The sequence below is a fragment of the Asticcacaulis endophyticus genome, assembly GCF_014652575.1.
Lineage (GTDB): Bacteria > Pseudomonadota > Alphaproteobacteria > Caulobacterales > Caulobacteraceae > Asticcacaulis > Asticcacaulis endophyticus.
Window position 1 is genome coordinate 438,549 of sequence record NZ_BMZB01000001.1, and the last position, 18,175, is coordinate 456,723.

The following is an 18,175-nucleotide window of genomic DNA, read 5'->3' on the forward strand; positions in this document are numbered from 1 at the left end:
TTTTGGGTGAAATTTGCGCATAATTCGCAACAACTTACGCTTATTTAGCCCCTCTAATCCCAGAGGGTAAAAACCATCGCTTTTCCAGCCCATGGCTAGAGATTAAAAGTCCACATTAAGGTATGATGGCTTACGCCCGCACCTGTTGAGGATGTTATGATCGCTTTGCCCCTGTCCTGGCCGCTGGAAGGCCGTAAGGTTGCGCTGATTGGCGCAGGGGTGGCGCTTGCGCGCAAACTTAATCTGGTGGAGCGTACACCAGCGGAGCTGCTGATTTATGATATTGATCACACCGCATGGCCGACCGCCGAAGACATTAGCGGCGCTTCGCTGATACTGGTGGCGTTTGAAGATCGTGCGTCGGCAGAGCGTGGGGCGGCTTTGGCCCACACATTAAAAATCCCGGTCAATGTCGTCGATCAGCCCGATCTCAGCGATTTTCACATCCCGGCCATTATTGATCGCGGATCGCTGTCGATTGGCGTGGCCACCGGCGGCACAGCCCCGGTTCTGGCGCGCGAAACCCGCCGCAAGATTGAGGCCGCGGTCCCGCCGTCTGAGACTCATGTCGCCGAGTTTGCGCTGAAATTGTCGCCGCACCTGCGTGAAACCTTCAGCAATGTCGATGACCGGCGCCGGTTCTGGGAACATATCCTGACCGCACCGGCGACGACTTTGGCACGTTCGGGCAAGATAGATGAGGCGCTGACCGCCGCACTGGCTGAGATCAAAGCGCCGAAACCCCGCACGGGCGTGGTCCATCTGGTAGGTGCCGGTCCCGGCGACCCGGAACTGCTGACGCTCAAGGCGCTGCGCCTGCTGAGTGAGGCCGATGTCATCGTCTATGACCGGCTGGTCGGGAATGCCATCATGGACTTAGCCCGCCGCGACAGTGAACGGTTTTATGTCGGCAAGCAGCGCTCCAACCACTCGGTGCCGCAGGATCAGATTCATGCCCTGCTGGTCGAACAGGCCAACTTGGGCAAGCGCGTGGTGCGCCTCAAAGGCGGCGACCCGTTCGTGTTCGGCCGTGGCGGCGAAGAGGTTGAGGCACTGAAAGCCGCCGGTATCGAAGTCCACGTCACACCGGGCATTACGGCAGCGCTGGGCTGCGCGGCGTCTGCGGGTGTACCGCTGACCCACCGCGACCATGCGCAATCGGTCACGTTTATCACCGGACATGCACGAGCGCATTCCGAAAAGTGCGACGCGGTTTTCGGGCCCGAATGCGCGACCACTAAAAATGACGGTGATGCCGAACACAACGATCTGCAACTGGATTGGGCCGCCTTGTCACTGGCGCATCATACGCTGGTGATCTATATGGGCGTGGCGACCGCGCCGCGTGTCTGTGCCCGCCTGATGGAGCATGGCCGTGCGGGTTCGACGCCTGCGCTTATCATTGAAAACGGCACGCGCCCCGATGAGGTACGCAAGGCCACGCAGCTTAATCAACTGGCCGCCACCCTCGCCGCCAATCCACCCAAGGGCCCGACCCTCGTCATCATTGGCGAAGTCACGGCCCTAAGTCACGAACACTGGGCCATCACCCAACAGACGATAAAGGTTCCCGCATGAAGCTCCTGACCGCCAACCGATTAACCGACGGCCTGGTGCTGTGGTATGCTGACGGCCAGTGGGTTGAAGATGCCGCCATTGCTACGCACCTTGAGGACGCCGCGGGCGAAGCGCTGAAGGCCGAATGGGCCGCTCGCGAAACCGAAGTGGTTGCCCCCTATCTGATCCCCGTCACCGATGACGGCACACCGGTGCAGCGTGAACTTGTGCGTGAGTTCGTACGCGCCAACGGACCGACCATCGGCCAGACGACCTTTGATACCGCTAAGCAATTCAAACGTGACGAGGTTTTCCAGTAATGTATGTTTACGACCAATTCGATCACGCCCTTGTCCGTGAACGTAACGCCGAATTTTCGGATCAGGTGGCCCGCCGTCTGAGCGGGGAATTGTCCGAAGACCAGTTCAAGCCGTTGCGCCTGATGAACGGGCTTTATCTGCAACTGCACGCCTATATGCTGCGGATCGCCATCCCTTACGGCGTTTTGTCATCCGTTCAGATGCGCAAATTCGCCCATATCGCGCGCACCTATGACCGCGATTTCGGCCATTTCACCACCCGTCAGAACCTTCAGTTCAACTGGATCAAGCTGGCCGATACGCCCAAGATTCTCGAAGAATTAGCCGAAGTTGAGATGCACGCCATGCAGACCTCCGGCAACTGCATCCGCAATACCACGACCGATCAGTTTTCGGGTGCGGCCAAGGACGAACTCGACGATCCGCGCCCGTGGGCCGAACTGATCCGTCAGTGGTCGACCATCCATCCGGAATTTACCTTCCTGCCGCGCAAGTTCAAGATCGCCATCACGGGTGCTACCAAGGATCGCGCCGCCATCCGCGTCCATGATATCGGCCTGCACCTGACGCCCAAGGGCTTTGAGGTCTATGTCGGCGGCGGCATGGGCCGCACCCCGCATCTGGGCCACCTGATCAAGTCGGGCGTGCCGGGTGAGAAACTGCTGAGTTATCTTGAGGCCTGCCTGCGGGTGTATAACCGCTATGGCCGCCGCGATAACATCTATAAGGCGCGCATCAAGATTCTGGTCTCGGCGCTTGGCCCTGATGAATATGCCCGTCAGGTCGAAGAAGAGTGGAACACGCTCGATCAGGCCGCCATTGACGCGCCCTATTATGAGATCGACCGTATCCGTTCGTTCTTCCCCGATCCGGCCTTTGCCGATAAGGCATTTGATCAGGCTGCGTTAGACCGCGCCAAAGCTGCCGATCCGGCTTTTGCGCGCTGGGTGCGTAACAATACCCATCCCCATAAGCGCGATGACCACGTCAGCGTCACCATTTCAACCAAGCCGGTGGGCCTGCCGCCAGGCGATGCTTCGTCCGCGCAGATGGACGTTATGGCCGATGTCGCAGATAGCTTTGCCTATAGCGAACTGCGCGTGGCGCATGATCAGAACATCATCCTGCCCCATGTGGCCAAGGCTGATCTCTATGACCTTTATCAGCAATTGGACCGCGTCAATCTGTCGACCGCCAATGCCAAGAAGATCAGCGATATCATCGCCTGCCCTGGCCTTGATTACTGCACCCTGGCCAATGCCCGCTCGATCCCGTTGTCGCAGGAAATTTCCAAGCGCTTTGCCGATGCCGACCTGACCGATGAAATCGGTGAGCTGGAGATCAAAATCTCCGGCTGTATCAATGCCTGCGGTCACCACCATGTCGGCCATATCGGTATTCTGGGCGTCGATAAGCAGGGGATCGAGTTCTATCAGATTCTGCTCGGCGGCCGCGCCGATGAAAAAGCAGCGCTGGGCGTCATCACCGGCAAGGGCTTGCCGGCCGAAGCCGTGCCTGCCGCCATTGAGCGCGTCGTGCGCCTTTATCTTCAACTTCGCACGTCGCCTGCGGAACGCTTCATCGATGTGGTTGAGCGTCTGGGCCGTGAAACCTTTGCCGAGGCACTCCATGAGCCAGCTTAATTCTTCTGCCACTCCGACCCTGATCGCCAAGGACGGCACCCGTATTCTTGACGGCTGGGCCTTACTCAACGACGAAGATGTTGTCGGTGCTGACGGGCCCTATGTGCTGGGCTTTGAGCGCGCGCTCACCGAACTGCCGGGCCTCAATGGCAAGTACGGGGTGCGCGTCAATCCGGGGGATGATATTCGTCTGCTGACTCCCTATATGGAAAAGATCGCGCTGGTTGAGGTCAACTTCCCCGGCTACCGCGATGGCCGTGGCTATTCCAACGCCCGGATATTGCGTTCTGACCTGAACTATCAAGGCGAAATCCGTGCGGTCGGCGATGTGTTGCGGGATCAGTTGTTCCTGATGCTACGCTGCGGGTTCAACGAATTTGTCCTGAAAGATGCCGATCCCGAAGGCGCCATCAAGGCGGCTACCGATCGTTTTGAAAATGCCTACCAAACTGCCGCAGATGCCCGTCAACCGATCTGGGCGTTACGCCAAAAGCTCACGGAAGCTTAATCCGTAGAAAGCGTTTTGATCATGACTATGATCATCAACAATATTGCCGATCAGGTCGCTTCACCCGAAGCTATCCGTGCGGCGAAACTGTCGGCACGGTATGAAAATTGGGCCGCCGCCGACATCCTGCGCGATGCGATAGAGCATGAGTTTATCGGCTCCATCGCCCTGTCGTCGTCGTTTGGGGCGGATTCCGCGGTTATGCTGCATCTGGTGTCGCAGATTAATTCAGACCTGCCGGTTATTTTTCTCGATACCGACCGGCACTTTTTTCAGACCCTGCAATACCGCGACCAGCTGGCCAAGATATTAGGCCTGACCAATCTGATCAACCTCAAGGCCGATAAGGCTGAGGAACAGGATTTCGACCCAAAAGGCAATTTGTGGAAGCTGGCCCCTGATGCCTGCTGTGCCCTGCGCAAAGTTCGCCCGCTGAATAGGATCACCGACGACTACACCGCCTGGATCACCGGCCGTAAGCGTCATCAGGCAGCGACCCGCGCCAATATGCCTATCGTTGAGTGGGATGGCCGTAATTTCAAGGTCAATCCGCTGGCCAACTGGACGGCGGACGATATCGCGGATTACATCGAAACCCACGCCCTGCCCGCGCACCCTTTAGTCGAACAGGGCTATCCGTCGATTGGCTGCTTTACCTGCACTAAGCCGGTTGAAGTCGGTGAGGACGCCCGCGCTGGCCGCTGGGCCGGGCAGGACAAGACCGAGTGCGGCATCCATAAGCCGATCTTCGGTGGCGACGGGATCTGATTTCTCTTGAGAAAGTCCTTCGGTGTCGATCAAGCTCCCGCCTCAGTGTACTTTATCACGGGATCAATAAGAAAACCCAGCATTCAGCGCGGAACTGCATTCAGCGTAAAAAAGTACAATTTAGCGAGGGACTTTTTACGGGTTAATACGCCGGTAGTGGTTCTGCATCAGCCGCTTCCACTCGCCGTCGGTGCTCTGCACCATCGCCGTCAGGGTGCGGGTATTGTCATCATTGAGCGTATAGATGTCGCGGTATTTCAGGGTCTGGCCGGGATTTTCCCAGTCAGGCCCTTCGCAATCGAGCGACAGGGATTTGTGCGCCTCATTCCAGTGGCCGTCATAGACCCACAAATGATCCATCATCGAACCTACCCATGACCCGACAAACTGGCCCTTGGCGCGATCAAAGCCCAGCGTCATCAGGGTCGTCGCGTCACCCCCGCCTGGCATTTGACCGTGGCCTTCGACTACCAGCCATACCCCGTGCAGCATCCGCCCGCGCTCGATCCACTCGGTTGTGCGCTCAGTCTCTGGCAGGGACATATCAGGGATGATCTCCCAGTCCCCGGTCATCCTCTCCAGCCAGTGATGCTCAGTTTGGATATCGACTTTCATGGCGGCCTCCTCTGTTCTGATTACCGCCACCATAAAACAAAAGCGGTTCGCTGTTAACGAACCGCTTTTTTATTTTGAGACCTTAAGAGATAAGCCGCTCTGGTGCGGCGAAAATCATTGGCTTGCGAGACGCACATCGCAGCGTACCGTGCTCAAAGAGCGAAGCGTTAGCACAGCTAACATTCGGTACGTGAGCAGCGCATCGCAGCAAGACGGCGATTTGCAGACCACCAGAGTGGACTTATCAGGCGATCTTGGCCTCTAGGCGGGCCTGAAGTGCCAATATCTCATTCGGCATAACCTGCACAAAGGCCTTGAGGCTGTTGTCCCAGTCATCGAGCAGAGCCTCCGCGCGCGGTGAGAGGGTCATTTTGAAGTGCTCTTCGATCAGCCCTTTCAGTTCAGCTTCCGCCTCATCCGGCACCGACCGCAGAGTAATACCCTCAGGGTTGATGTAGTTGGCAAACGACTTGTCCGGGTCCCAGACATAGGCCACACCGCCGGTCATGCCCGCGCCGAAGTTGGCGCCAACCGAACCGAGGATGACGACCTTACCGCCGGTCATGTATTCACAACCGTGCGCGCCAGCCCCTTCGACAACCGTGGTTGCCCCTGAGTTACGCACCGCAAAGCGCTCACCCACGGTTCCGGCGATAAACAGCTTACCCGACGTCGCACCATAAAGGATGGTGTTGCCGGCCAGAGCCTGCTTTTCCTGCCAGTGACGCGGACGGATCGAGATGGTCGCCCCCGACAGGCCCTTACCGACATAGTCGTTGGATTCCCCGACCAGATCGATAAACAGACCCTTGACCGCAAAGGCCCCTAGCGACTGACCCGCCGACCCGCGCAATTGCAAGGTCAGGTGACCATCGGCCAGCGTATCCTTGAACCGGCGCACCAAGGCCGACGACGTGCGGGTACCGACCGCGCGCATGGTGTTGCGCACATCATAGGTCAGGGACATTTTCTCACCGCGTTCCAGCAGAGGCGCGGCGTCCTTGACGATCTGGGCATCCAGCGTATCAGCGACCGCATTGATCTCATGCGGCAAGGTGATCAGGGCGTTCGGATCGCGCTCGACCCGTACCAGCAGCGGGTTAAGATCGAGGTCATCCAGATGCGCCCCGCCGCGGGAGATTTGACGCAGCAGATCGGTGCGACCCACGGCCTCATCCAGCGAACGCAGACCCAGTGAGGCCAGAATTTCGCGCACCTCTTCGGCGATGAAGGTGAACAGGTTGATGACCTTTTCCGGCGTGCCGGTGAACTTGGCGCGCAGGCGTTCGTCCTGCACACAGACACCGACCGGGCAGGTGTTGGACTGACACTGACGCACCATCAGACAGCCGATGGCCACCAGCGACGCCGTGCCGATACCGAACTCTTCGGCGCCCAGCATGGCGGCGATGACGATATCGCGGCCGGTACGCATCCCGCCATCCGAACGCAGACGGATCTGTCCGCGCAGGTTGTTGAGCGTCAGTACCTGATGGGCTTCCGACAGGCCGATTTCAAACGGAAGACCGGCAAACTTGATCGAAGTCAGCGGTGATGCGCCCGTGCCGCCAACCTGACCGGACACCAGAATGGCGTCGGCTTTCGCCTTGGCAACGCCTGCCGCAACCGCGCCGATGCCGGACTGTGACACCAGCTTGACCGTGACGCGGCAGTCGGGGTTGATCTGCTTGATGTCATAGATCAACTGCGCCAGGTCTTCGATCGAATAGATATCGTGGTGCGGCGGTGGCGAGATCAGGCCCACGCCCGGCGTCGAGTGACGCATACGGGCGATAAATTCCGTGACCTTAAAGCCCGGAAGCTGACCGCCCTCACCGGGCTTGGCACCCTGAGCGACCTTGATTTCGACTTCGCGGCATTGGTTCAGATATTCCGCCGTGACGCCAAAACGACCGGACGCAATCTGCTTGATGGCCGAGTTCGGGTTGTCGCCGTTTGGACGACGAACGTAACGGTCAGGATCTTCGCCGCCCTCACCGGACACGGAACGCGCCCCGATACGGTTCATGGCGATGTTGAGCGTCTCATGGGCTTCGGGCGACAGCGCCCCCAGCGACATGCCGGGTGTGACGAAGCGCTTGCGGATTTCGTTGACCGATTCGACCTCATCAATCGCCACGGGTGCGGCTTTTGGCGCCCAATCCAGCAAATCACGCGGCGCCGTCGGTGTATCCTTCGACATCTTCCCGACCAGATTGGAATAGGTCTTGAAGGTCTTATAGTCGCCGCGCGTCGTCGCATCCTGCAGCAGGTGGATCAGCTTGGGCTGGTAATAGTGAGTCTCACCCGCGGCCCGCAGCTTGTAGAAGCCACCGATCGGCACCAGCGCCCGCTTGGACGCCCACGCCTTTTGGTGCAGTTCCGAAAGCTTGGTCTCAATACCAGCCAGACCGATGCCTGAGATACGCGAAGTCACACCGGGGAAGAATTCGGCCACCAGCGCCCGCGACAGGCCCAGCGCTTCGAACTCATAGCCACCGCGATAGGACGAGATAATCGAGATGCCCTTCTTGGCCAGGATCTTCATCAGACCGGCTTCGATGGACTTCTTGTAGTTCATGAAGGCCTTGTAGGAGGTGATCTGACCGTAACGGCCCGCCTCGAAACGCGCCTGCATCAGCTCCAGCGAAAGATACGGGTTGACTGCGGTAGCACCTACCCCGACCAGAACGGCAAAGGCATGGGAATCCATGGCTTCAGCCGAGCGGACGATGATGGATACGAATGAGCGCAAGCCCTCCTGCACCAGACGGGCATGAACCCCGGCGGCGGCCAGAATCATCGGCACGCCCATGCGGCCGGGGCCAGAGGCCTTATCCGACAGCACGATCATGGCCGCACCGGCCTTCACGGCCTCAACCGCCTCATCACGCAGACGATCCAGCGCCACCCGCAGGGCCGCACCGGGCTTGGCCGCCACGTCCGGCAGCGGGAACGAGCAGTCAAGCTGCGCGACCTGACCGACGTTTGAGGTTTCCAGCAGGCGGTCATACATACCCGTCGTCATGAACGGCGAGTCCATGACCAGCACATTGGTCTGGGCTTCGTCTTCGGCCAGAATATTGCCGAGGTTTTTAAAGCGCGTCTTGAGCGACATGCCGGCTTCTTCGCGCAGAGGATCGATCGGCGGGTTGGTGACCTGAGCGAAGTTCTGACGGAAATAGTGCGATAGCGGACGCCACTCATTCGACAGCACCGCCAGAGGCGTGTCATCGCCCATCGAGCCAATGGCTTCCTTGCCGTCCTTGATCATGGCGTCAAGCACGGTATCGAGGTCTTCGACCGTGAAGCCCGCCGCGATCTGACGGCGATCCAGTTCTTCGCCGTGGTAGGCGCGCGGCTCAGGGCCGGGCTCGATGATCGAATCGACTTCGACCATGTTTTCAAGCCATTGGGTATAGTCGTGCTTTGAGGCCAGAGCGTCGAGGATTTCGGTCTCGGAATAGAGCTTGCCCTCTTCCAGATCGACGGCGATCATCCGGCCGGGGTTGATGCCCGAACGGCGCGACACGCGCTCTTCCGACACACCCGTCATACCGGCTTCGGAACCGACGATCAAAAGGCCGTCCTTGGTCTCCGTCACCCGTAAGGGCCGCAAACCGTTGCGATCCTTGCCAGCCACGACCCAGCGGCCATCGGTGGCACAGACGGCGGCGGGACCATCCCACGGTTCCATGACCGCGTTGGCATAGGCATAAAGGGCGCGATGCTTTTCCGACATCGTCACTTCCTGCTTCGACCAGGCTTCCGGAATCAACAGCGCCTTGGTCATCGGGGCCGAACGGCCCGCCCGCACCAGAACTTCAAATACGTTATCCAGCGCGGCTGAGTCCGAACCCCGCGGCTGAATGACTGGCTTTACGTCTTCGGCGTGGTCGCCAAAGGTGGTCGCGGCCATGCGGATTTCGTGCGACTTCATCCAGTTGACGTTGCCGCGCAGGGTGTTGATTTCGCCGTTGTGAGCCAGCATGCGGAACGGCTGGGCCAGCTTCCATTCGGGGAAGGTGTTGGTCGAGAAACGCTGATGGAAGATGGCCACCGACGATTCAAAGCGCGGGTCCTTGAGGTCGAGATAGAAATCATCAACCAGCTCGGCCCGGAACATACCCTTATAGATCAGGGTCTTGGACGAGAACGAACAGAGGTAGCAATCAAGGTTGGCCTCATCGACGCGCTTTTCGATCCGCCTGCGGCACAGGAACATGGCGCGTTCCAGCGCTTCGCCCTCTAAGCCTTCAGGGGCCGCCATCATGATCTGCTCGATCTCAGGGCGGGTCGAGGCGGCGCGCGTGCCTAATTGCGCGACATCGACCGGCGCCTGACGCCAGCCATAGAGGTAAAACCCTGAGCGCAGGATCTCGGATTCCACGATGGTCCGCGCGGCCTCTTGGGCCCCAAGGTCAGAGCGCGGCAGGAAGACCTGACCGACCAGAACCGGGCCGGAGCGCGGGTTATGGCCGATATTGCGGACCTGCTCCTGAAAGAAGGCCTGCGGCACCGACAACATAATGCCCGCACCGTCGCCGGATTTACCATCAGCATCGACGGCACCACGGTGAAACAGGGCTTTGAGGGCCTTAACGGCCAGCTCAACCACGTCACGGCGCGGCTTGCCATCGATAGAACAGACAACACCGACCCCGCAGGAGTCGATTTCCGAGGCCGGATCATAGGCGTGGCCGTCGATCAGGCGCTGGCGTTGTTCAAGGTAGCGTTCGAGATCAAATTCGTAAGACATTCTTATTCCGCAGCCTCCGACAGAGACAAAGCTAACTGGGTTTGCAGATAGTGGTGGATATCAGCGGCGGCGTCCTGACCTTCACGGACAGCCCACACCACCAAAGATGCACCGCGCACAATATCACCGGCGGCAAAGACACCGGGCACGAGGGTCTGGAACTCACCGGCCAGAGTCTTGATCGTACCCCACTTGGAGACCTCAAGGCCCGGTTCATTGAACATGACCGGAATGTTTTCCGGCTCAAAGCCCAGCGCCTCAATGATCAGATCGGCCGGCAGATCGTTCTCGGCACCGGCAATATCTTCGATACCCTGACGGCCTTGCGCGTCCGGCGTGGTCAGGCGCATACGCTGCACCTTAAGGCCGGTGACGGTCTCGGCATCGCCCAGCACGGCCATCGGCGCTGACAGCCATTCGAACTTCACGCCTTCTTCTTCGGCGTTATACACTTCGCGGTCAGACCCCGGCATGTTGGCGCGGTCACGACGGTAGACGCAGGTGACAGACTTTGCCCCCTGACGAGTGGCGGTACGCACGCAGTCCATAGCCGTATCGCCACCGCCGATGACGATGACGTTCTTACCTTCGGCATTCAGACGGCCCGACACATAGTCCGGTACATTATCGCCAAAACCGACGCGGTTCGACGCGGTCAGGTAATCGAGCGCAATGACCACGCCCTGCGAGCCACAACCGGGCACGCTCAGGCGGCGGGTCTTATAGACGCCCGTGGCGATCAGGATGGCGTCGTGCTTTTCGCGCAGTTCTTCAAACGACACGTCGTTGCCGATGTCGCAGTTCATGACATATTCGACGCCCGATTGCGCGAGGCGATCCGTACGGCGCAACACGACCTCTTTCTCTAGCTTGAACGACGGGATACCATAGGTCAGCAGGCCACCGGCGCGGTCATAGCGGTCATAGATGGTGACTTTGTATCCGAGCGTGCGCAGACGGTCAGCCGCGGCGATACCGGCAGGGCCAGCACCTATGATGCCAACGCTCTGTCCGCGCTCCTGCACCGGCACAATCGGTTCGATCCAGCCGTTCTCAAACGCCATATCGCCTAAGAAACGCTCAACGGAACCAATAGTGACGTTTTCCCAACCGGATTGTTCCAGCACGCAGGAGCCTTCGCACAGGCGATCCTGCGGGCAGATACGACCGCAAATTTCCGGCAGGGTCGAGGTCGCCGACGACAGCAGGTAAGCTTCTTCGTAACGGCCTTCTGCGGTCATGCGCAGCCAGTCAGGGATGTTGTTCTGCAAAGGGCAACCCGACTGGCAGAACGGCACACCGCACTGCGCGCAGCGCGAAGACTGGGTCGTGGCCTGGGCCGGTTTGAAATCGGCGTAAATTTCCGAGAAGTTATTAATGCGGGTTTTCGCATCATGCTTCTGCGGCGTGCGCCGGACTTCGACAACAAAGCGGTTCGTTTCGCCCGTCATTGTTAAACCTCCAAAACCTGTCGGAAGCGTTTACACCTCCGACCCCAAAAACTATTGTCTCACTGCGCCTGATACGTTCAGCAAAAGCGTTTGGGTGAAAGCGCAATTGCTGACAAATAAAAAGCACAAAAACCAAGTTAGATAAAGATTTCACCCGTGGGTGAGATTTTTATCAGCATTAGACCACTTAGTATCACAGGATACCAGTTTGCCTTTTGTTCCCGTCAGAGACTTCGTCCGAATGCGAACGAATATCTTTTTCAAGAACCATAGCCCAAACATGCGAACCCCCTCGGTTCTGGTCTCTGCCCGGCCTGACTGCCAAAAGCGGAGCCAAAACGCGAGGGGGAGGATAAACGCCCAAGCCTTTTGGAAAATGTGGCTTGCTTCTATCCGTGCTGGGTCTCTCCGTGCTGCGTGCTGTCGAGACCCTCAATTTCCTGTTCTTCGGTGACCCGCAGCCCGGTCATGTATTTGCAAATCATCAGAATAAGGAACGTCACCACACCTGACCAGATAATCACGGCCACCAGACCCAGCGCCTGTTTGCCGATATTGGCACCCTCAGCCAGAGCATTCACCGACGTCGTGGCGAAAATCCCGGTCAGAAGCGCACCCACCAGACCCCCGACACCATGCACCCCAAAGGCATCCAGACTGTCGTCATATTTCATGGCCTTCTTGATCGCGGTCGAGGCTACGAAACAAATCGGGCCGGTAATCAGGCCGATCAGCATCGCCCCGCGCGGATCGACAAAGCCTGCCGCCGGCGTAATGGCCACCAGACCGACCACAAGGCCGGTGATCATGCCCAAAACCGTGGGCTGCTTGCGCTCGATCCACTCCGGAATGATCCAGCCGATCGCACCGGTCATGGCCGCAAGGATAGTGTTGAGCGTGGCCACTGCCGCCAGCGAGTCTGCCGCCAGAGCTGAACCGCCATTAAACCCAATCCAGCCGACCAGCAGCAAGGACGCACCGATCATCGTAAAGGCCAGATTATGCGGGGCCATGTTATCACGTCCGTAACCGCGGCGCTGACCTAAAACATAGGCGCACACCAGACCGGCGACCCCGGAATTGACGTGGACCACGGCGCCACCGGCGAAATCAAGCACACCCATAGCGCCTAAGAAACCGCCGCCCCATACCCAGTGACAAACCGGCGCATAGACCAAAAGGTGCCACAGACCGACAAACAGCAGAAAGGCCGAAAACTTCATGCGCTCAGCAAAAGCCCCGGCAATCAGGGCGGGCGTGATGATCGCAAAGGTCATCTGGAACACCACCCATAGATATTCAGGCAGTCCGGGCAGGGCCTTATAGGCCGTATCCATGCCGACCCCGTAAAGGAGGGCGACTTGGAAACCGCCCAAAACCTTGTTCCAGCCCTCATTCGGGCCGACGCCGAATGACAGGCTGTAGCCGATCACGATCCATAGAACTGAGACCAGAATGGTCGCGGCCACTGATTGGGCCAGGGTTGCCAGCAGGTTTTTCTTACGCACCATGCCGCCGTAAAAGAGCGCAAGACCCGGCAGGGTCATCAATAGCACAAGGGCAGTCGAGATAAGCACCCACACGGTTGCCGCCGGATCGAGCGCAAGCTGTGCCTGATGGGCCAGCAATGCCAAAACCGGTTCAGGATTTGCCGCAGCAACCATCGCATCCGTGGCGGGTGTAGCCGTCATTCCCGATATATCCCCGTATCAAGCCTGAAAGAATTAGCGCTTCGCCTCATGATCCGCACGTTTGCACACGCGAAGGCATCGCTGTTTTTCTCAAGCATATATACTGACGCCTTGTCAATTCCGTGTCAAAATTTTTCCTGCAAAAATGGCTTTGGTGACAAATTTTACCGCCACAGAGTCATTTTATTGCGTGCCGCGATGCATTTTAACCCTTAAAGGATTTTATCGCCTCGACGATTTCGTTTTGCGTTTCGGCCGTAAGGTAAGGCGAAAACGGTAAGGAAATCACGGTCTTCGACTTGGCCTCAGACACCGAAAGGTTACGCGTGCCGGAGGTAAAGCCTGCATAACCCGGTTGCTGGTGCAGCGGGATTGGATAATAGACCGCCGTGGGGATGCCCTTTTCGCGCAAATGCAGTTGCAAACCATCGCGATTTTCATGCTCAATCGTATATTGCGCCCAGGTCGAGACATAGCCGTCCTTCACATAGGGCACACTGGTCACAAAACCTTCGAGCGCCTCATTGTAGCGTTTAGCAACCACCTGACGCAGCTCGATTTCTTCGGCAAAGATGGCCAGTTTTTCAATCAGAACCGCCGCCTGAATGGTATCCAGACGCGAATTCATGCCAATACGGACATTAAGGTACTTGGTTTCATGTTCGAACTTGGCTGCCGCCGCATCTGCAGCCGTCGCGCCACCGTGGACACGATAAGAAATCAGCCGGTCCTGCAAAACATCATCATTGGTGACCACCGCTCCGCCATCGCCATAGCAGCCGAGCGGCTTGGCCGGATAAAAGCTGGTCGCGGTCGCCACCGCCCACTCAAGCGGCTGTTTGCCGTCAATCGTGCCGCCAAAGCCTTGCGCTGCATCGGAAATCAGCGGCAGGCCATATTTATCAGCAATGAGTTTGAGCGCCGGATAATCGGCAGGCTGGCCGAACAAATCGACGGCGATAATGGCGGCAGGCTTGAGGCGTCCCTCTGCGATCACGGCTTCTATAGCGGCCTCCAGCTTGACCGGGTCAATATTATAGGTGCGGGCGTCGATATCGACAAACACCGGCTCGGCGCGGGTCATCGGCACGACCTCCGCCGTCGCCACAAAGGTAAAGGCCGGAACGAACACGGCGTCGCCCGCGCCAATCCCAAGCCCCAGCAGGATTAGCTCAATGGCATCGGTGCCATTCGCGCAACTCAAGGCATGTTTTGACTGGGCAAACGTCGCCAGATCGGCTTCAAAGGCCTTGACCTCCGGCCCCATGATGTAGGCGCCATGACCAATGACCTTAAGCACACCGGCTTCGATCTTTGCGCCGATACGCGCGCGTTGGGTGCCGAGGTCGATAAACGGAATAGCCATAGGACGCCTTCATAAAAAGCCTGAAAATTCAGCACCTGTCATTTATCAGGTTATGGCGCGTACGCACCTCAAAAGGCATTACCCAACATTTCAATCCAAAAAGGGGGTTTGGGTGAAAATTTCGTATACGATTTTATGAAATCAGCCCTTTAATTTGTCGGACTTTTCTCTATATAGAGGTCACGGCTGCGCAGGCGCCGACATTAGCCGGACTTTTCACTTTTTTGCGAGAGACGGTTGACGTAAAGCGGCTTTTGCGCGACCACAGAGCCCCTAAGTTAGCGCTAACATTTCGTGTGCAGCTAAAAAGATTTTCATACACTCCGGGAGAGCGGACTTTGACCACATATGGCAACCTGATTAACGGCGAATGGGTCGTAACGGGCAACACCTTTAACGACATCAACCCGTCCGATACCAACGACATCATCGGCACCTATTCGACCGCCGGTGAAGCGGAAGTCAAAGCGGCCATCGACGCCGCCCGCGAAGCCTTTAAGACCTGGCAGTTTTCAACGCCGCAGCAGCGTTTCGACGTGCTCGACAATGCCGGCACTGAAATTCTGGCCCGTAAGGCCGAACTCGGTGCGCTTTTGTCGCGCGAAGAAGGCAAGACCCTGCCGGAAGGTATCGGCGAAGTCACCCGCGCCGGTCATATCTTCAAATATTTTGCCGGTGAAGCCCTGCGCGCCCACGGCGAAGTGCTCGACTCTGTGCGTCCCGGCGTCAAAGTCGAGATCACCCGTGAGCCGGTCGGCGTTATTGGCCTGATTTGCCCGTGGAACTTCCCGATCGCTATTCCAGCATGGAAAATGGCTCCGGCCATCGCGTTTGGCAACACGGTTGTCTGTAAGCCTGCCGAACTGACCCCGGCCTGTGCCTGGGCACTGGCGGATATCCTGACCCGCGCTGGCCTGCCCAAGGGCGTGCTGAATGTCGTGTTTGCCCGCGGTTCGGTCGCTGGCCCGTTGCTGATCGACGGCTGTGACGCTATCTCCTTCACCGGCTCGGTGCCGACCGGCACCCGTGTGCGCGATCAGGCTGTAGCGAAGGGCAAGCGTATTCAGGCCGAAATGGGCGGTAAGAACCCGGTCATCGTGCTTGACGATGCTGACCTCAACGTCGCCGTCAATTCCGTGCTGAACTCGGCCTTCTTCTCGTCCGGCCACCGCTGCACGGCCTCGTCGCGTATCATCGTGACTGAGGGCATTGCCGACACGTTTGTGGCCAAGCTGGCCGAAGCCGCCAAAGCGATCAAGGTTGGTGACAGCCGCGCTGATGGCGTTCAGATGGGCCCGATCGCCTCTCAGGAACAACTCAAGATCGCTCAGGACGCGGTTGCCAAGGCCAAGGCCGAAGGCGCTGAAATCCTGTCGGGCGGCGAAGACCTGACCTTTGGCACACCCGGCTACTATTACGCCCCGACGCTGATCGACAAAACCACCCCGGCCATGTCGATCAACAAAGAAGAAGTGTTCGGCCCGGTCGCGTCTATCATCCGCGTCAAGGATCTCGAAGAAGCCATCAAGGTCGCCAACGACACCGAGTTTGGTCTGTCGGCCGGTATCTGCACGACCTCACTCAAGTCGGCCGAAACCTTCAAGCGCCGCTCGGAAGCCGGTATGGTCATGGTCAACCTGCCGACCGCCGGTGTTGATTACCACGTCCCGTTCGGTGGCCGTAAGGGTTCCTCCTATGGTCCGCGCGAACAAGGCGCCTATGCCAAGGAATTCTACACCATCGTCAAGACGGCCTATACTTCGGCTTAAAGCTTTAGGTTCAAGGTTTTGGGGTCACAACCCCAAGCCCCAGATACAAAAAAAGCGGCTCCGGAAACGGGGCCGCTTTTTTAGTCAGAACCTACCCTTGCGCGGCTCAATTCTGGACTGGAGCTGAGGGCTGGATTTGCGGTATTCAAGGTTTGTGACCGTATCGTTCTGGCCCTTGGCGTTGCCTTCGATCCAGACCGTCTGGCCGTCGCTGTTTATTTGCGAATAACGGAAGGTCGCCTCAAACCGGCTGCCGCCACCCTCGCACTTAAGAATGTCGATCACCGGCTTGCGGGCCGGCGTAATCACTCCCGACAGGTCTTTTTGGGTGGCGCGGGTGATGGCCTTACCCACCTGCTGCCCCTGCACGATGTCACATTCGGCAAAAGCCGCTGAAGCTGTAAGCACACCAAAGGCCGCAGCCGCGAGAACTGCATTTAACTTAAACATGATTTCACTCCCGTTTTTTGTTTTATCGGGTGAAAGCCGAAAGTTCGGCACAGTCCTCCCAAGACTGTTATGAAATCATGCGCTCTTTTAGAGACTTAGCAACAAAAATAAATCCGAATACGGATCAATTTCACACTATTTTGAACGGAATATTTTAATCTGTATACGGATTATATTTACACTTGCGCCGGATCATCCCGCTCCAGCATATCGGGTAAGGCCTCGCCATCCGGCACAAAATCCATAGCGACCGAATTCATGCAATAGCGCAGGCCGGTCGGCCGCGGGCCGTCCTCAAACACATGGCCCAGATGGGCATCGCAACGGCCACAGCGGATTTCGGTGCGCACCATACCGTGGGAGCGATCCTGAATATTGCGGATATGATCCTCATCAATGCCTTCATAAAAGCTTGGCCAGCCCGAACCGGAATGGAACTTGGCGCGCGACCGGAACAAAGGCAGGTGACACAGAGCGCAGGTATAGATGCCCTCATCCTCATATTCATCGAACTTACCGCAAAACGGCGGTTCCGTACCATGATTGAGCAAGATGCGCACGGCTTCGGGATCAAGTTTAGCCGCCAGCGCTTTGTATTGCGCCTCTGTCGGCGGTGTCAGATCAAAACCTAACGATGAACGGGCCATATTTGCTCTCCTATGTGATACCTATATAGGCCCGCGTCGTTAAATCTCAATCGGTAACGGGTAAGGGATCAGGCCGCGCAACCCCATCCCAGTCGCGCGTATCCGGATATTTGCGCCGAAACTGCGCCCATTCTTCGGCGGTTTGTTCAAACACATAAAGATCGCGCGCGATACCGTCCTTGACGACCTTGCCGGGTTCGACCCCGATCTGACGGTAGCCGTTATATTTCTGAACCTTGATGACGCGCGGGTTCCAGTCGGCAATATGGTTGACCAGCTTGGTAAGCCGCAACGCAAAAAAGGCGTGGTTCAGGGTCGGCACAAAATTATACATGGTCAGGTCGCCCGGCACGTCGCGCTCACCCATATAGATGCCGATTTCACCAATACGTTCATCCATATCGACAATAGTAATCGAGGTATAGCCGACCGGCCGGCCATGAATCAGGATCAGCCGGTGATGGTAATCAGCGCGGGCATTGCTGCGCTCAATCCATGCCCGCTGTTTATCTAGGTCATAGTCCACCACCGTCAGCATATAGGGTGCGACATGATCCGCCGTACGCCAGTCTAGTATCATCTGGGCGTCATCAATCGTCGGTTCGCGAAACGACATGTGTGCGTAGGTCAT

14 protein-coding genes are annotated in these 18,175 nt (G+C 57.9%); 6 read left to right on the forward strand and 8 right to left on the reverse strand.

Going from position 1 to position 18,175, the window contains the following annotated elements; translation table 11 throughout:
- The first annotated feature begins 156 nt into the window (after positions 1-156).
- The 5 genes from cysG to IE102_RS02070 are packed head-to-tail and all read left to right on the forward strand — an operon-like array spanning position 157 to position 4,796.
- Positions 157-1,578, forward strand: a complete 1,422-nt coding sequence (gene cysG, locus IE102_RS02050; RefSeq protein ID WP_189484708.1) for a siroheme synthase CysG — start codon at positions 157-159, stop codon at positions 1,576-1,578.
- On the forward strand, positions 1,575-1,877 hold the full coding sequence (locus IE102_RS02055; RefSeq protein ID WP_189484709.1) for a DUF2849 domain-containing protein: 303 nt from the start codon (positions 1,575-1,577) through the stop codon (positions 1,875-1,877). The genes cysG and IE102_RS02055 overlap by 4 nt, the downstream gene beginning before the upstream one ends.
- Positions 1,877-3,520 (forward strand): nitrite/sulfite reductase, encoded by a 1,644-nt coding sequence (locus IE102_RS02060; protein WP_189484710.1) that lies wholly within the window; start codon positions 1,877-1,879, stop codon positions 3,518-3,520. Before IE102_RS02055 ends, IE102_RS02060 begins: the two co-directional genes overlap by 1 nt.
- Positions 3,507-4,028 carry a DUF934 domain-containing protein gene (locus IE102_RS02065; RefSeq protein WP_189484711.1) on the forward strand — a complete coding sequence of 174 codons (522 nt, stop codon included), beginning with the start codon at positions 3,507-3,509 and terminating at the stop codon, positions 4,026-4,028. The genes IE102_RS02060 and IE102_RS02065 overlap by 14 nt, the downstream gene beginning before the upstream one ends.
- Positions 4,029-4,049: 21 nt before the next feature.
- Entirely contained in the window at positions 4,050-4,796 is a 747-nt protein-coding gene (locus tag IE102_RS02070; RefSeq protein WP_189484712.1) for a phosphoadenylyl-sulfate reductase, read from the forward strand.
- A 135-nt stretch (positions 4,797-4,931) separates the two neighbouring features.
- Here the strand turns inward: IE102_RS02070 and IE102_RS02075 are convergent, their stop codons facing one another.
- From IE102_RS02075 to IE102_RS02095, 5 genes are all read right to left on the reverse strand, one after another.
- A complete protein-coding gene (locus IE102_RS02075) occupies positions 4,932-5,411 on the reverse strand; it encodes a DUF1579 domain-containing protein (protein WP_189484713.1) in 480 nt (159 codons plus the stop codon).
- 244 nt (positions 5,412-5,655) lie between these two features.
- Positions 5,656-10,170, reverse strand: a complete 4,515-nt coding sequence (gltB, locus tag IE102_RS02080; protein ID WP_189484714.1) for a glutamate synthase large subunit — start codon at positions 10,168-10,170, stop codon at positions 5,656-5,658.
- Positions 10,171-10,172: 2 nt separating this feature from the next.
- On the reverse strand, positions 10,173-11,621 hold the full coding sequence (locus IE102_RS02085; RefSeq protein WP_189484715.1) for an NAD(P)-dependent oxidoreductase: 1,449 nt from the start codon (positions 11,619-11,621) through the stop codon (positions 10,173-10,175).
- Positions 11,622-12,010: 389 nt separating this feature from the next.
- Positions 12,011-13,312 carry an ammonium transporter gene (locus IE102_RS02090; protein WP_189484716.1) on the reverse strand — a complete coding sequence of 434 codons (1,302 nt, stop codon included), beginning with the start codon at positions 13,310-13,312 and terminating at the stop codon, positions 12,011-12,013.
- 205 nt (positions 13,313-13,517) lie between these two features.
- A complete protein-coding gene (locus tag IE102_RS02095) occupies positions 13,518-14,678 on the reverse strand; it encodes a DegT/DnrJ/EryC1/StrS family aminotransferase (protein WP_189484717.1) in 1,161 nt (386 codons plus the stop codon).
- Between the two features lie 338 nt (positions 14,679-15,016).
- On the opposite strand from IE102_RS02095, the gene IE102_RS02100 reads away from it, so the two are divergent.
- On the forward strand, positions 15,017-16,447 hold the full coding sequence (locus IE102_RS02100; RefSeq protein WP_189484718.1) for an aldehyde dehydrogenase family protein: 1,431 nt from the start codon (positions 15,017-15,019) through the stop codon (positions 16,445-16,447).
- 84 nt (positions 16,448-16,531) lie between these two features.
- Here the strand turns inward: IE102_RS02100 and IE102_RS02105 are convergent, their stop codons facing one another.
- From IE102_RS02105 to IE102_RS02115, 3 genes are all read right to left on the reverse strand, one after another.
- Positions 16,532-16,897: a hypothetical protein gene (locus IE102_RS02105; RefSeq protein ID WP_189484719.1), complete on the reverse strand. Its 366-nt coding sequence runs from the start codon at positions 16,895-16,897 to the stop codon at positions 16,532-16,534.
- Between the two features lie 176 nt (positions 16,898-17,073).
- Positions 17,074-17,544, reverse strand: coding sequence for a peptide-methionine (R)-S-oxide reductase MsrB (gene msrB, locus IE102_RS02110; protein ID WP_189484720.1), 471 nt, complete (start codon positions 17,542-17,544; stop codon positions 17,074-17,076).
- A gap of 46 nt (positions 17,545-17,590) precedes the next feature.
- Positions 17,591-18,175 carry a GNAT family N-acetyltransferase gene (locus tag IE102_RS02115; RefSeq protein ID WP_189484721.1) on the reverse strand — a complete coding sequence of 195 codons (585 nt, stop codon included), beginning with the start codon at positions 18,173-18,175 and terminating at the stop codon, positions 17,591-17,593.